This window comes from Paenibacillus sp. MT86 (assembly GCF_058792535.1).
In genome coordinates this window covers 3483549-3499642 of record NZ_CM179499.1, presented here as the reverse complement: position 1 = coordinate 3499642, position 16094 = coordinate 3483549, and the positions used below count along the sequence as shown (strand labels likewise).

Genomic DNA, 16094 nt, shown 5'->3' with positions numbered 1-16094 from the left:
AATATCAGGCGCATTCCCGTAATTTAAGTACTCGTCCATTTTTTTCGATATTGATGCGGCGTGATTCCCATTTGCGACTTAAACAATTTGCAAAAATAAGAGCTATTCGTTAATCCGATCTCTTCCGCAATAAGCGAGATCGGTTTTTTTGTAGTCGCTAGGAGCTGTATGGATTGATGAATCCTTCGGGCTGCTATGTATTCCGTGATGCTGATCCCTGTCGCTTCTTTAAAGAGATGTGATAAATGGTAGGGAGATAGATGCAGCGACTTCGCCATGTCGTCCAATCGGAAAGGAATCGTATAATTGGTCTCAATCCAGGTTAAGATGTGCTCCACCCGATGATTTTTACGGGCTTGGTAACTTGAACTCCGTAATTTCCGCTTATCCCAGATTGGTTTCAAGGAGCGAAAAAGTGCGACAAGAAACAGCGAAATTTCTTCATGTTTTTCCGTGTCGGACAGCGTCGGGAATCGATCGTTCATGCTCTTGTATACACCTTCCAGATACGGGTCGTCGACCTCGTATAAACAAGGGAAAGGAAGATTGCCTAGATAAATAAAATTGTAAAATTCATGGAGAGCGGGCCACTGTTTAAAATAAGCCTCAAACACCGTCGGTTCAAAAATCGCAATCGAACGTTCGAAGCATTGATGATCGTCGTATTCAAGCTTTAGGTGGTGGAGTTGACAGGGCTGAAATATACAAAGCATGCCCGGCTTAATCTCATAGCTGTTGTTGTTAACGATCATGGTCCCCCTTCCTTGATGAATGAACAACACTTCAAGGCCAAGATGGGAATGGAAAGTCTCTTTATGCTCGTAATTTTCGCTTTTACGTCTATAGGCAAAGTACAAGGAAGAGATACTGTAGTTGCTTGCAACGAATGACAACTTGTTTGCCTCCTTCTTCCTCGTCTTCGTACATGCATTGAATATACCATACAATCCGCAATCTAGCGTTATTTTTCCCCCATAGCAAAACACATTTACAAGTTTGCACCGGATATAATTTTTAAATAAAAAATAAAGTTGGGAGGTAAAAAATAACGTATGTTAAAGGTTGCGATTATAGGTACGGGTGCAATTTCGCCCAGTCATATCGAAGCATATCTGCAGTTTAAGGACCGCTGTAAAATTGTTGCCTTATGCGATCTTTACCCAGAGAAGGCTGAAGTAAGGCGGGAGCAGTACGGACTGGAAGCTAAAATCGCACACGATTATAAGGAACTGCTTCAAGACGGAATCGATCTCGTGTCCATTTGTATGCCTCCGTACGTTCATGCGCAGGTTGCGGTCGATTTCCTGAACGCAGGAAGCCATGTCATTGTTGAGAAACCTATGGCAGCGTCGCTTAAGGAGTGTGATGACATGATCGAAGCGGCACGGAATAACGGCAAGGTGTTGTCCGTGATCGCCCAGAATCGATTCAGAAATCCGATTATGAAGCTGAAACAAGTGCTGGATAGCGGTCTGGCCGGCAAGATTCTGCATGCCCAAGTGGATTCTTTTTGGTGGCGGGGCCATAGTTATTACGACTTATGGTGGCGCGGCACTTGGGAGAAAGAGGGGGGAGGCCCTACGCTGAACCATGCCGTACATCATATCGACGGATTGCTGTGGATGCTTGGTCGTCCTAGCCACGTACAAGCCTACATGGCTAATGTCGCGCATGACAATGCCGAGGTTGAGGATTTATCCATCGCGATGATGAAATATCCGAATGGAGCCTTGGGGCAACTTACCAGCTCGGTCGTCCACCACGGAGAAGAACAGCAATACATCTTCCAAGGACAGTATGCACGGATTTCTGCCCCGTGGCGGGTAACGGCTTCCACTTCCTTGCCGAACGGATTCCCTGATCGCGATTTGGAACTAGAAGAAAAAATCCAGAAATACTATGACGAATTGCCGGATTTGCCGTACGAAGGACATACTGGTCAGATCGACAATGTGCTGAGCGCGATCGAGCATGGAACGCCGGTGCTCATCGACGGAGAAGACGGCCGCAGCACGCTAGAGTTGATCATGAGCATCTACCAATCCGTAAGCATGGGAGAGAACGTGCAACTCCCGCTACAAAAGCATGATCCCTTCTATACGCAAGAGGGTGCTCAACTAAACGTTCCTTATTTTTACCAAAAGGGCAAGAGCATTGAGAATTTTGAGGATGGGAAGATCACGACAGGAAGCAATTATGGCGAAAAAAAATGATATAGGTGGAGGATTATCATGATGCAGAAAAGCGACGGAATGAACTATGCCCCGAAGGGGAAGCCCCAGTCCGGTGGTGAAGCCGGGCGAATTTATCATCGCCGCTGTTGCGCTCGATCCGCTTTTATGGCGGCAGAACTGTGTCTGAAAGCGCAGCAGAAAGCTATGCGGATAACGTAGTGTGTTTACAGGATTTCTCTACAATGTGATGGAATGCACATTTACTCATTTCAATTCAATATACAATTTGACATGCTGTCATACCCGTACATAGCCATGCATATATATCCCCGAGAATGTAGGTATGGGAGGCGGGTCAATGGACGGTAACAAAGCTAACAATCAGGCAAACGATCGAAGCTGGCAAAGAGGCAATGCTCAATCACAATGGAGTGCTATGCAGTCGCCGGAACACCATTCGCAAACGGTGGGGGAACGGGGACCGATTCTGGAACAGGACAGCATGCTGCATGAAACACTTGAAACCTTTGTCCACGAAAAGCTATTAGAGCGTCCGGTCCACGTGAAGGGGTTTGGTGCCATGGGTTATTTTGAAACCCTTCACTCGATGGCCGCTTATACGAAACTGTGCTTCTTGCAGCAGCCGGGACAACGAGTACCCGTTACAGTTCGTTTCTCACTTGCGGTCAGCAACAAAGGGACACCCGATACATCCCGCAACGTGCGTGGACTCTCGACGAAATTTTATACCGAGCATGGCGTATTCGACCTGCTCTGTAATCATATCCCTGTGTTCCTCGTACGAGACCCGATCAGGTTCCCTGAGTCAATTCATGCTTTCCTGCCATCACCAGTTAACAATCTCATCGATCCGAATCGATTCTGGGGTTTCATTGCTACAGCGCCAGAGGCAACCCATTTCGTTGTACGTCTGTACTCGGACGAAGGGACGGTCAAGAGCTTCCGCCATACGCCAGGACACAGTGTTAACACCTATGTTTGGAAAAATGCACAGAACGTCCGCTTCTACGTCAAATATCGCTGGATTCCGTTGGCTGGAGAGCAATATATCGATGCGCAAGAAGCAGCTCGTTTGGCTTGCGAGAACCCGGATTATTCGGGTAAAGATCTGTATGACGCGATTGCCAAAGGCACACCGGTCCAATACGGGCTGTATGTGCAGTTGATGAACCCAGAGGATGAGGCGATGCTGTCGTTCGATCCGCTGGATGACACGAAAGTGTGGGATGTGCATCAATTTCCTCTGCTGCCAGTTGGTCGACTCGTATTGGATACGAACCCTACTGATTATCAGGAGCAGGTCGAGAAGCTGGCATTCTCCCCGTCAAATCTTTTGGATGGTGCCGAGCTGTCCGATGATAAAATGCTGCAAGGTCGCAGCAATATTTATTGGGATTCACAGCGGCATCGCCTTGGATCGGATTTCCGCAAAATTCCGATTAACCAACAAGCAAACTGGTCACCGACTGAACAGGTAACGAGCGGGGCAGGTCGCTATGTAGCCGGTCGGCTCGTTCGATCCGATATTCCGAAGGCCGATAATTTCACGCAAGCGGGACAATTCTACCAATCGCTCACACAAGTTCAGCAGGATCATCTTGTTCAGAACCTCGCTGATGACTTATCGGCGGCTTCTCATGAGATTCAAAGGGTTGTGTTAGGCTATTTATTCCAGGCCGATGCAACATTAGCCGATAGGGTAGCACGTCAGATCGCCGCACCGAAGAAGGGATGATTCACGCAATGACATGAAGGAGAATGAGGTCAGCCAATCCATTCGGTTGGCCTTTTTTGGATCATAGCTACAGGTATATGTGGCCAAAAAAAGAAATCATGTCGAGGGACAAGAACATGGTCCCATAGAAAGTCGCTAAATAGCGGCTTTTTTGTTTTATCGGTACAAGAACATGAGCCGAATACCGATTAGAAAAGCATCTAACTATGTGTTCCAAACAAATTCATTAATCTAAGTGGCAGTTTTGCGTAATGGGTGGTCATTATTATCAGACAGATGGGGAATGTTTCCTTTATAATATTTAGGTGACACTCCATTGCACTAACGGGACATGTTAGTGCAATTCCAATTGGTCAGTGAATATTTAACTAGGTTTAAGAGGTTAAAAGGATAAGGGCGAATGATGTGCCAATAGGGTAAAGCCAGAGAAGAGAAGGAAATGGTGGAGGGATTGAAATGATAAACATAATTGAAGAGCTTAAGAAGATGTCCCAAAAAAAAGGGTATGAAAATAAAGACGATTTTCAACAGCTGCTGGAAAAATGTAAGGATATAACGTTGTCAAATGAAGATGCTGAATTTTTAATAGAACTGTATTTTAAGGCTAAAAATTTGTACACTCGCAACACAATATTGAAAGCACTTGTGTTCTGTGAAGATATTGATTTAAAGGAATTCTTCTTAAAAGCGTTTAAAAAAGAGCGCTACCTAGATATGAGATTGACTGCAATTCGAGGCTATGCAAAGTATGCAACTGAGAAAGAAGTAGAGAAACTAATGACTAAATTCATTGAAATTCTGATGAAGCGTCCTGAAAGCACGCCTTATAACTATCAAGAATATGAGCTGCTTCGCTCTGCTTTTGGGCTGCCGTATCTAGTAAATCAATATGGATATGCTTGTTTTGTTCAGGCATATGAGCAGGAAGAAAAACAATATCATGCCATGCCAGATGCTTTCAAAGGACATTTTACTTTAAATGAAAGAGGGGATATTGTCCAGCTTCGCTCAATAGGAGAAAGCAAGAAGATGCTTGATGAATTTAGAAGCAGAGGTAATTGAAGTTTGAAAGGTAGTGACACTAATGATGAAGAAACAACTGTTGTTTAAATTCAACAGATTCTCAGCAAATGAAGTTTTGACGGCATGGGAAAACGCGGATAAATCAAAAGATGTAATACTATTAGAATCCGCCCATTCGGATTGGTCAATAGAAGTAGACGGTTTCCAAAATATCTCTCATCAAATATTTGAACACTTTCTATCTAAAATGGATGTATTTGATAATGGAGTGCAGCTTTATTGTAAAGAAGTCTATGAAAACAGTAATTTTAATATAGAACATTTTATCGTGTCATTGCAGTGGATTTCATTACATGAAAACTCTATTACACTGGGATATTGGGGAGATTATGTAAACGTAGAGCTAAGATCCATCATAGAGTGCGACAATGGCATCTGGGAGCAGAAAGACATCTATTATCAATAGAAGCAAGATGCTTATATCAACGTGATCTGCTGCCTTCTTGTTCAACAAATGGACAGTGAGACCCTGGTATATTAACGGGAGGTTTACTGTGAAAATAAAGATTAAACATGCGATGCTTTTGGCAGTTAGTATTGTTTGGGTTGTTATCTTAGTAGGGTGTGGCAACGACAATGAGTTAACGATTGATCAAGTGGACGTTATGGCCAAGGTAATGGCGGACGGGGACTTATATGTGGAAGAGCTATTCACTTACACAGTACAAGGAGAGTATGAAAGAATTCCTAGATATATGGACAATTTCGGGGGAGCGAATATTGAATTTTTTGAAGCTTATGTACCACCGAATGACCGAGAGCTCGGTAATCTTGGTTATGTTAATTTGGAGCGTTATCCGGTCTATTTAAGAACTAAATCGGGTTCTTATTACATCGAATTACAAGCTAAAGATGAAACGAGGCAGATCTATTATCGCTATAGGCTTGATCGAGAAGCTGTGAAATATGACGATCGTGGAGAGCTGGATTGGACCGTACTCAAAGATAACAGGTTTGATCATCGCAACGTAACCGTTAGGGTATATACGGAACAGCCTGCAAAAGAGAATTTATCTGGATTTGCTTACGATCGCTCAAGAGGCAGCTTGACAGAAGTAAACAATCGTTGGATCAGGTACGAAAACACGCTATTACCTGAAGGGGATAGTGCGAGGCTGAAGTTGTATTTCCCCCCAGAGGTGCTGACGGAGAGGGAAACAGAAGAGACCTCAGCCTCACTCTCGGAACGACTGTTAGCTGAACAGAAGCTTCAGCAAAGATTCGAAAAGCGTGAACATTTACTGAAAGCGGGTCAACATATCAGCCGCTGGCTGACCTATGCAGCCATAGCAGGTATCGTTTATTATTCCCTTTCACTGCGTAGGATTTCATCCTGGTGGAAGGGGAGGCGGGTCAGCTTCGAAGATATCGCAGCGATGGATCCAATCAATATGATTTACCTTTTCCGGAAGGGAAAGCTCCGGCTTGCAGATGGGCTGGCCGGTGTATTTTCGCTGCGCCGTAAAGGCATGGTGAGTCTTTCCTTAGTGCCATCAGCTATGCGATTCCAGGAAGATTCGAGAGCGCCGAAGAGGCTTCCCGAGTTTACATTCAAGGGTAATCGTACAGCCCTGAACAAACCAGACCGTTACTTGCTTGGTTGGCTGTCTCACGGTACGACTGTCCTGAACCTGGATAAATTTTCTGGCCCTACGAAAACAGAACGCAGGAATAAAGCGACTATGGGTAAATACATAAAGCGCATGAGAAGTCTTAAAAAGGGACTGAGCCGCTGGCAGGAGCTTGTGGAGACTGAGAATAGCAAAGGGATCATGTACAAGGAATACGCGGCGAGAAAAGTCATCATACCGGCACTAGCTCTCATACATCTGGTTTTGCTCATCTATCTGTACATTGCAGACGTAACACCTTGGGGATGGGTAGGAGTATTGGCCACTGTTTTGGGCGGCGGACTCATATTAGCTATTTTTCGCTGGCGCCTCAAAAGATACATCATCGTCTTTTTGGTCGTTTGCTTTTTCGTGGCAGCTCCAATTTTGTATGATCCCCTGGTAGACGAATACTTGAACTTCGTAATTCTTTCGTTTTTACTTGTTGGGTTTTTACCCCGAGGAGCATTAGATCGACGTTCGGCAGCTTACCGAAGCGCTATAAAGCGGTATCGACGAAAGCTGGCTAGAGGCGGACATGACGTAGGAAAGGCTTGTAATGACCTCAAATGGCTGGAAAAGATGAGGGAAGATGCGCTATTACTTGGTGTGGGAGAACGTTTTATGAGAAAGGTAAGCAAAGAAATCCCGGATTTTACTTTCTCAGAGGCTTCTTCTCTGTTTAATAACGATGTGGATACCGCTATCGATTATGTCTTTAATCGTTCTTGGAAGGGAATACCTGGGGGGACAACTTCCGGGAGAACTTGGAGCAGTAATAGTGACAGTGGAGCAGACGGGGGGAGCTCATACGACTACAGTAGTGACAGCGGCAGTGATGGAGGTTCGGGAGATGGCGGTGGGGGAGGAGATTGACTAAGTTAGTAAAAATTGTCGGGTGACAAAAACATAGTAACATTAGAAGCCGCTGATTATGCGGCTTTTTATATTTAGGTTATCAAGCAATGATAAGAACATGGTTACATTCCCGATTTGATTTCATCGAGGCAGCAGACGTCTTTTTATTAAGTAAACGGGGGAAGGCGTGTCATATGACATTTTGACACTGTTGTACATAACAACGAGTGCAGTAGGATACAGAAGAGAGTTCTGGGAACTAGAAGATATCTCATCAAACCAAATCACAAAGTATTTAAGGAGAGGATTTTATGAAACAGAAAATGGGTATCGCAATTGCTGCTTCGATGATCACACTGGCTGGTTTTACAGGAAATATTCATGCAGCTTCGAAAGTAGGTGCTTCTCTTATAGCTCCCTACAACTCCAATCAGAAAGCCGAGCAGATAAAATGGTTAGAAAAGCATGCCATGCCATTAAAGTCAACGGATCCAACAGCATCTCTTCAGGATTTAAGACCGCTTAAGGATATGATCGGATCAGCTACAATTGTTGGTTTAGGCGAAGCGACGCATGGAGCTCACGAAGTTTTTACCATGAAGCATCGCATTGTTAATTATTTGACAGCTGAAATGGGCTTTAAGGCCTTAGTGTTAGAAGAGGGATGGGACAGAGCATTGGGACTCGATCGCTATGTTCTTACGGGTAAAGGGGACCCAAGCGAATATTTAAGTCCTGTATTTAACACAAAAGAAATCATTGATCTGCTTCAATGGATACGCCAATATAATGCGGATCCAAAGCATAAATCCAAAATACGGATCATCGGGATGGATATACAAACAGTAAACGAGAGTGTTTATAACAATATCCTAGCGTATATAAAGAAATACGATCCGAAACTAGTCACTCGCTTCGAACAAAAGATGAAAGGCCTTATTCCTGTAACCAAGGATTTAGATACCTTTGGCGGTCTTAAGAAAGAAACGAAAGCACGGTATGTTTCAGATGCGAAACAAATCAGCGCTTTATTAGAGCAAAATAAACATAAACTGAATGGAAAATCCCCAGAGTTCGCATGGATCAAACAAAATGCCCGTATTATCGAGCAATTTACGACAATGACAGCCGCATATCCTGATAACCTGGAAGACTTTTATTTGAAACACGATATCGCCATGTATGAGAATGCGAAATGGACTGAAGAACATATAGGAAAAACAATCGTGTGGGGCCATAATGGGCACGTGTCGAAAACAAATATGCTTCCTTTCGTATACCCTAAAATGGCTGGGCAGCACTTAGCAGAACATTATGGCAAACGGTATGTAACCATTGGAACATCTGTTTTCGAGGGACGTTACAATGTTTATAACACCAGCCAACAATTCGGGCCCTATGGAATCTTAAAATTAGATGACCCGAACAATTTTAATTATACGTTTGGACAAGTCAAATACGACCAGTTTTTTGTTGATTTACGTAAGGCAAGCGGAGTGACTAAAACTTGGCTAAACCAGCAACATCCCATTTTTGCCGGAGTAACAACGGTAGGTCCAGATATCCCAACGACTGTTGATGTATCATTAGGTCAATCATTCGACATCATCGTTCATATTCAGAAAGTGAAGCCATCTCAACTGAATCAATAAAATCTTAATTATGTATGCTTAAAAGTCGCTTAGTTGCGGCTTTTTTGTTTTAACGATTTATGTTTGTCAAAAACCGATAGACTTGAAGATTTCTTTGCAGGATCTGGAATTCCGAGTTATTTCTGTACCTTATCTTTCCAAAATATGGACTGTCATGTTGACAGCGAGAATACGGTGTATGATTTTGTTCTGGGCTGAATTTTAGAGCGGTCATTCAATATGAAAGCACATTGAAAGAGAAAATGCATAAAGCTGGCTGATTTGGTATAGTGCTTAATTACTTTTTTCCCTGTAGTATAGTAAGAGAATACTGGCACACAGGGGTCTTCCTGAGTTTTGAACAATTCTACTGTGCAGTTGGTCATAACCGTAGCTTACACTCCGTTCATTTTATGTCATATGACATTATGACACTGGCAGAATTGACATCAAGAGCAGTAGGATACGTTTACTACTTGCAAAGGATGTGAGCTCTTTGATCGCAAGAACCGTCGCCAGTTTTGTTCAAAACGGCTATTTCCTGCTGTTTACTTTCGTCACCGGATTGTTTTACTTCTGCTTTTATTTGGTTGCCATTATTCTGGGTTTGAGTCTTTCGTTTACTGTCGTGGGCGTTCCTCTCCTGGCTAACGTTTTGCGCACGACAACTGCCTTCCTGCAATTCGAACGAGTACAAACCAAGATCTATATGGATATCACCACCGAGCCTTGTGTTAAAGCTGTCACCCCGAGAGTATCCAACTGGCTCCAAGCGAAAAAGGAGTTGTTGAACCGACGCAACTGGATCGCTATTGGCTGGCTGATGTTGAAGTTTCCGGTAGGGATTTTAAGTCTGATCAGTGCGGCCTTACTCTATGTGGCGCCGCCTGTATTGATTGCGGTTCCGTTCCTCTATCCGTTTATCAGCCTTTCCATTATGGGTGCAACGGTAGACACGTTTGCCAAAGCTATGATGGTATCGGCCACAGGGATCGTACTGATGTTGGTGAGCTGCTGGCTTGCAGACCGCTTGGCGCGCTGGATAGGCGGCTACACGCGTCTAATGATCAAGCATGTGAACCGGTAGACGAATGCCCCGCTTCGCCTCGTAGGTCGTCGGAGGATAGTTTACTCTATAGCAGTTTACTTTATAATAGTTACGTAATGTCATACTGAAAGTCTTTAGGGGATGATGGTTTTGTTCGATATGATCAAGCAATGGTACTGGTACGACTGGCTCATGTTTATAATCCGCCTGATATCCAGCATTTCTCTCGTGTTTACGACAATAAGTCTGCAACAATATTTCACGCTGCCGATTGTGGTCCTTGTCCTATGGCAGCTTATTGCTTTTTCCGTTCCATGGCTTTGCTTGCAGCTCAATTATAAATACTACTTGTTTACCGAAATTGTGATCTCGGGTGGGTTGTGTTTGTATCTGGCTTCATTTTTTCCCCAAGCCTACTTAGCATTCCTGCTGTATGCATTTTTCATTGCTGCCCATAGCGCGCATAGGACCTATCTCTGGTCAGGGCCAGTAACCATCTTGCTCCTGCCAGCCATAATCAAGCAGCTTGCAGAGCAGAGTGAATACTGGGTCATGGCCGTTCACATCGGGCTGGCGTATATCTTCGGATTCTCCTTCCATTTACTCGTGCTCAATCATCGTCAAGGCGAAACGATTCGCGAGCAAAATGCGGTGTTGGAGCAGTACCTGTCCCAAATCGAGCGTATCACGCTTGCCGAAGAACGGAGCCGGCTGTCCAAAGAGCTTCATGATACCGTCGGTCATGCCTACACTTCGCTCATTATGGGATTGGAAACGTTGCGTCCTCAGATGGCAACGGATACGGGAACCGAAAGTCTCGATTCCCTATTGAACCTGGCCCGCCAAAATATGGAGGAGGTCAGAGGCTACGTGCATCAAATCGAATCGCCGCATGAGACTCTCCCCCTGCTTCAGTCTTTGAGGAAGCTGGCGAAGGAGTTTCAGGAACATGCCAAGGTGCCGGTTACTTTCCATGCCTACGGGGAGGAATACCCTGTAATGAAGCAAGCGAAGACAGCGCTCTACCGCTGCCTGCAAGAGTCGTTGACGAATGCCGTGCGCCATGGACACTCGACAGAGATTAAGGTTACCGTGCATTTCGAGCCCCAACAGACGAGACTGGAAATTCAAGATAACGGCCGCGGGATGGAGCAAGGAAGGGAGGGCTTTGGCCTCAACGCCATGAAAGAGCGGGCGATGATTTTGCAAGGCCATGTGGCCGTCTATACGGAGCGGGGAGAAGGCACTCTCGTTACCTGCACGCTACCCAGACAAACGGAGCTTAAGGATCAAGTCATCCGCCTGTTGGTCGTCGATGACCACCCCGTTATTCGTGAAAGCTTGCGGACTTTGCTGGAAGAGCAGCAGGATTTTCAGGTTGTCGGGACGGCAGAGGATGGCGAGCAAGCGATCGAGCTGTGCAGGCAAGTTAAGCCGCAGCTGGTGCTTATGGATGTTGAGATGCCGAATGTGGATGGAATCTCCGCATCCCGTACGATAAAAGAATCGTGGCCCCACATCCGGATTCTGATTCTCACCACGTTCGAGGATACCAAACAGGCTATGGAGGCGATGCGAAGCGGGGTGGATGGATACCTATTGAAGTCCATGCAGCCGTTAGAGCTGGCTGAAACGATTCGCACCGTCCACCGCGGGGGCACGCTGATCGATCAGGGCATGTCGCACAAATTATTTGCCCAACTGGAAGCGGACAATAGCGTCGATGACCATTCGTCAATCAAAGCGTCCTCGGCCTATGATTTAACGCCGCGGGAACTTGAAATTTTACAGTTTGTGTCCAAAGGGCTGCGATATAAAAGCATTGCTTCCAAATTGTATTTATCCGATGGTACGGTTCGAAACTATGCGTCATCGGCTTATATGAAGCTGGGGGTCCGCAACCGGGAGGAAGCGGTGCAAAAAGCCAGGGAGGCTGGGCTTCTGGAATAACCGCAAGTTATGTATCCTGGTGACGGGTGTCGATCATACGTGAGTGATTTACTCCGTATGATCGACACCCGTCATTTCAATTTTTATAGGCCATTTTTATTTATCAGAACTATGGTTTCTGTTCATTACGGATTGGCAATCTGTAGTAATCAAATGCTAGATAGAATAAGGCACTTGCTTCCTGCCGCTTCAGCAGCTGTATGGAACTTAGATAAGTATCTAACTGGTTTCTATGTTCATTAAGCTAACGGGAAGTTCCAATATGTGGTATTATCTATTTATTAACTTAATGACCGCGTTACTTGAATGAGTATTTTGCAGTAATCTAAGCCCTTGCTACGCAAGGATTTTCAGGCATAAAAAAGGGACTTCACCCCAACTTGCAGAAGTTTTCAAGAGACCAATCCAGAAAACTCAAGAAGGGGTAAAGTCTCTTGTATATTCTCCAAGAAAGTCTGTTTTCCTTTGAGGAACTGCTAAAAATCGAGTCAAAAGATCGTTTGCCGATCTTTTTCAGTGTGCTGGACCTCCGTCCTTACGCGAAAGAACTGAGAAGTCGTTCACCCCGAGGAGCCGACGGGCATTGCAGAGAAGGCATTTTGCGCGCCCTTCTTGCTGCTCCTCTAGAACGTATCCAGACATTTACTGGTTTACATCATCGACTGAGTACCGATCTTAGGTTTCGCTATCAATGCGGACTTCCACTCGACCGCGAGGCTCCATCCATCGCTACATTAAGCAGAGTCTTTGCCGAGCTGACGAAGAAAGAGCTGGCCAAACAGTTGTTCGAAGACTTGGTCAATCGCTGCAAGCAAGACGGCATCATCGACGGAAATCATGTTGCGATCGACAGTGCCTCGATTCACGCTTACGAAAAGAAGCAGCCTAAGCGAAAAAGCGAGCAAACGGGCAATGCGAACTGGGGAGCGAAGTTCGACTCCTTCGGTAATAAAGTGACTTGGTTCGGCTATAAGCTCCACTTGGCGGTGGATACGAAAAGCGAACTTCCACTTGCGCTCGAAGTCACGCCAGCGCATGTGAATGATGGAGAAATGGCGCCGAGCCTGATTGAGAAGGTTGCTGTCGATAAACGCACGAGATTCTTCATGCTTGATGCGGGCTATGACCAAATGAAAGTGTACGAAGCGGCTCGAAAGGTGAACGCTCAAGCCATTATTCCTCTCAATCCTCGGGGAGAAAAAGAACCGCCCGCTGGCATGACGACAAACGGAACACCCTGCTGTACGATGGGGTTCGCGATGACTTACTGGGGCGCCGACGGCGATTACTTGAAGTTTCGTTGTCCGCATGCCACAGGCAAAGTAGATTGCCCGTTAGGCATGGCCACTTGCTCAGCGTCCAACTATGGCATGGTCGTCAAAGTCGATACGAAGGACGATCTAAGGCGATATAGTAATCCGCATCGCGATACCAAGCGCTGGAAAGAGCTTTACAATGAACGAACCAGCGTGGAACGGTGCAATTCTCGAATGAAAACGTATTTGTCCGCGGATAGCCTGCATGTCTGGGGCGTTCAAAAAGTCACTACGCAGCAGTATTTGAACGCCATCGTCCTACTCGTATCTGCGCTCTCAACTGCTTCGAGAAGAAAGCAAGCCGCCGCTTAAAAAGTTCAAACTTCAAAAATTCTGGAGGTCTGTCCTTTTTCAGAAAACGCGTGATTTAGAGACGAGACAATGTCTGTTCTTCCTATGATTTATCCAAATTCGGAATTATGCAAAATGCTCCATTAAGAACAATCAGGTATTTTTTAGTCTGACTTCACTCAAAGATTTAGGTGGCTTAACGTTTGCCTGGAATAATACTGCCAAGCAAGCGACAGTGAAGGGGGGCGACACAAACTTGCAGTTGACTATGAATAATAAAGTAGCACAAAAAAATGGATCTCCTGTTTCATTAAGTACTGCTCCATTTGTTCAAAACGGTAAAACAATGATTCCCTTACGTTTTGTTGCAGAAGCATTGGACGGTTCAGTAACTTGGAATCAAAAGACCCGAACGGCGTTTGTTTCAAAACCAAGCGCGAAACTGCTGACTGACTTTAAGAGTAGTGCATTAAGCACGGCCAGAAATGCTGCAATCAATCTTCCTAGAGTATCACAGCTCACGGAGGACTTTAAACCAATTATGGAAGCATCCAGTCTTCAATATTATTTTCCGGAAAACACCCATGACCGATTCATCGAGGTCAATAATAATGTAATCCGCTATTATAAAATCACGAAGAACACTGCTTATCTTAAGTGGCAAGCTAGCATTAGCGAAAAAACCACTACGCAAGATAACCTTTATTTCATAAACCGCTCCTTTGCAAAAGAGAACGGTTCCCTACCGAATTTTAAAGATACGACATTCGCCAACTTTCGCTGGATGCCTCATATTACTTCTACTGGATATGGTTTAATCACTAAGGAGAATTGGAATGACGTTGTTTTTAAACAAGCCGAACTTCCTCAAGTTAATCTAAAAGAAAACTATATTATTGTTGACATTCCAGAAGAAAAATAATTAGAGTTGTCATAAAGAGGAGTTTGCAGTTGACGCAATTATTATCGTAACGCCGCATGTCGGTATCGGTCCTTTTCGGATATGAATGCGCAGGGAAGAGGTGGAGCGGACTTTCCAAGCTTTGGGCCATTGGAGAGCTAATCATCGTATACATGGTAATCCTAGCTATATAGAAATGCTGTTTATACGCGAACATTTCAATACGATGACAATAGTCGGGTGAAGTTCATTCAACTGATAATCCGCAATACGCGAATAACATCTGCATTCCCTGCCTGTTTCAAGGTGCAATTTCATTAAGCTAACGGGCAGGATAGTGGATCGGTTTAACAATTGTGAAAAATGTGATATAACCTTAAAGGAGTGTAAAAACACAGATCGGTTGGTAGTCCGGTCGCACAGGGTCAGTTCCAGTGTCAGTGACCTTCCCCCCTCGGGATGTCCATCACTCCAGTAAAACAGAGGGGGAGTAAGTGTGAAGCTTACCGTATTGTTTGATGAAAGTTGTAAGTACTGGATTGGTGTGATTGAGCAGGAAGAACAAGGACGTCTAAAAGCTTGTCGTCATATTTTTGGCAACGAGCCAAAGAATCCGGAGATATTAGAGTTCGTTAGCGAGAAAATGATGGAATTGATGAACCTTACGAAGGTAGGAACGGATGCGAAACGAAGTAAAAACACTCGAATAAATCCGAAAAGACTAGCTCGGCAGGCGTCTAGAGAAATTGCCCAACGAGGTTTATCTAGCCATGCTCAGGAGGCAATAAAGCTGGACCTCGAATCCAGGAAACTGCAACGAAAAGTGCATAATCGTCAACAAAATCTTGTGGAAAATGAAAGAAAATATCAACTTAGAGTTCAAAAGGCGAAGAAGAAGCACAGGGGCAAATAATCAAAACCAAGTAGCGTTTCAGATGAAGCAGGTGGGACTGGCTCCATAGCGTGAGATAAATTAAAAACACCTTCAAGAGAAAACCATGTCATAAGATATGGAGACAATTTCGGGAGGTGTTTTTGCGTTGGCTACAAGAGTAAGTTAACCGGAATATTGGATGGCATTCCAGTGAAAGAAGTCATGGACCAAAGGTACAGGCGGAAAATCGTTTTTTTTGGTTTAAGTGGAATAAGTTTTATAAGGAGTTGAGAACAGCATGATTTACTATAAAGGAGCCGTACCTGGATCAGATAACTTCATTTATTTTAAAAGCGAAGTCAAGTTGAAGGAAAGTGATGTTGTTGTATTAGATGATAAGAAGTACTTCATTGAGAGTATTGATAATGGATTGTTGATTCTTCAGAGGGTTGGGTCAATTATATCAGTAAGTGTCTAATAGGTAAAAGGACAATAAGCTACGGTTGTCTGAAACCAGTGACGAGGAAATGTAAACTGTCATTAAGCTTTTTTATGTAGAAAAGGATTCCAAGAGGTCTAGGGACAAGAACTGTCGAGGGACA

The 16094-nt window shown here is 44.6% G+C and carries 13 protein-coding genes; 12 read left to right on the top strand and 1 reads right to left on the bottom strand.

Annotated features, from left to right (window positions below; translation table 11 throughout):
* Positions 1–23: 23 nt before the first annotated feature.
* Positions 24–893 (bottom strand): helix-turn-helix domain-containing protein, encoded by an 870-nt coding sequence (locus tag AC3RCL_RS15505; RefSeq protein WP_492536216.1) that lies wholly within the window; start codon positions 891–893, stop codon positions 24–26.
* Between the two features lie 159 nt (positions 894–1052).
* Here AC3RCL_RS15505 and AC3RCL_RS15500 point away from each other — a divergent pair, with 159 nt between their 5' ends.
* The 12 genes from AC3RCL_RS15500 (at position 1053) to AC3RCL_RS15445 (ending at position 15531) form a co-directional block, all read left to right on the top strand.
* The gene (locus AC3RCL_RS15500; protein ID WP_492536214.1) at positions 1053–2213 is read left to right on the top strand and encodes a Gfo/Idh/MocA family protein; all 1161 of its coding nucleotides are present in this window, start codon (positions 1053–1055) and stop codon (positions 2211–2213) included.
* Between the two features lie 18 nt (positions 2214–2231).
* Entirely contained in the window at positions 2232–2393 is a 162-nt protein-coding gene (locus tag AC3RCL_RS15495) for a hypothetical protein (RefSeq protein ID WP_492536212.1), read from the top strand.
* 139 nt (positions 2394–2532) lie between these two features.
* Positions 2533–3930, top strand: coding sequence for a catalase (locus AC3RCL_RS15490; RefSeq protein WP_492536211.1), 1398 nt, complete (start codon positions 2533–2535; stop codon positions 3928–3930).
* 456 nt (positions 3931–4386) lie between these two features.
* Positions 4387–4992: a hypothetical protein gene (locus tag AC3RCL_RS15485; protein ID WP_492536209.1), complete on the top strand. Its 606-nt coding sequence runs from the start codon at positions 4387–4389 to the stop codon at positions 4990–4992.
* Positions 4993–5014: 22 nt separating this feature from the next.
* Complete coding sequence (locus AC3RCL_RS15480; RefSeq protein ID WP_492536207.1) at positions 5015–5419, top strand: hypothetical protein; 405 nt, start codon at positions 5015–5017, stop codon at positions 5417–5419.
* Between the two features lie 88 nt (positions 5420–5507).
* On the top strand, positions 5508–7499 hold the full coding sequence (locus AC3RCL_RS15475) for a DUF2207 domain-containing protein (protein WP_492536205.1): 1992 nt from the start codon (positions 5508–5510) through the stop codon (positions 7497–7499).
* Between the two features lie 293 nt (positions 7500–7792).
* Entirely contained in the window at positions 7793–9133 is a 1341-nt protein-coding gene (locus AC3RCL_RS15470) for an erythromycin esterase family protein (RefSeq protein WP_492536203.1), read from the top strand.
* Positions 9134–9611: 478 nt separating this feature from the next.
* Positions 9612–10199, top strand: coding sequence for a sensor domain-containing protein (locus tag AC3RCL_RS15465; protein WP_492536372.1), 588 nt, complete (start codon positions 9612–9614; stop codon positions 10197–10199).
* A gap of 120 nt (positions 10200–10319) precedes the next feature.
* Entirely contained in the window at positions 10320–12110 is a 1791-nt protein-coding gene (locus tag AC3RCL_RS15460; RefSeq protein ID WP_492536371.1) for a response regulator, read from the top strand.
* 434 nt (positions 12111–12544) lie between these two features.
* The gene (locus tag AC3RCL_RS15455; RefSeq protein ID WP_028407136.1) at positions 12545–13738 is read left to right on the top strand and encodes a transposase; all 1194 of its coding nucleotides are present in this window, start codon (positions 12545–12547) and stop codon (positions 13736–13738) included.
* 91 nt (positions 13739–13829) lie between these two features.
* Positions 13830–14639 (top strand): copper amine oxidase N-terminal domain-containing protein, encoded by an 810-nt coding sequence (locus AC3RCL_RS15450; RefSeq protein ID WP_492536369.1) that lies wholly within the window; start codon positions 13830–13832, stop codon positions 14637–14639.
* 475 nt (positions 14640–15114) lie between these two features.
* On the top strand, positions 15115–15531 hold the full coding sequence (locus AC3RCL_RS15445; RefSeq protein ID WP_492536201.1) for a YjdF family protein: 417 nt from the start codon (positions 15115–15117) through the stop codon (positions 15529–15531).
* Positions 15532–16094: the final 563 nt, after the last annotated feature.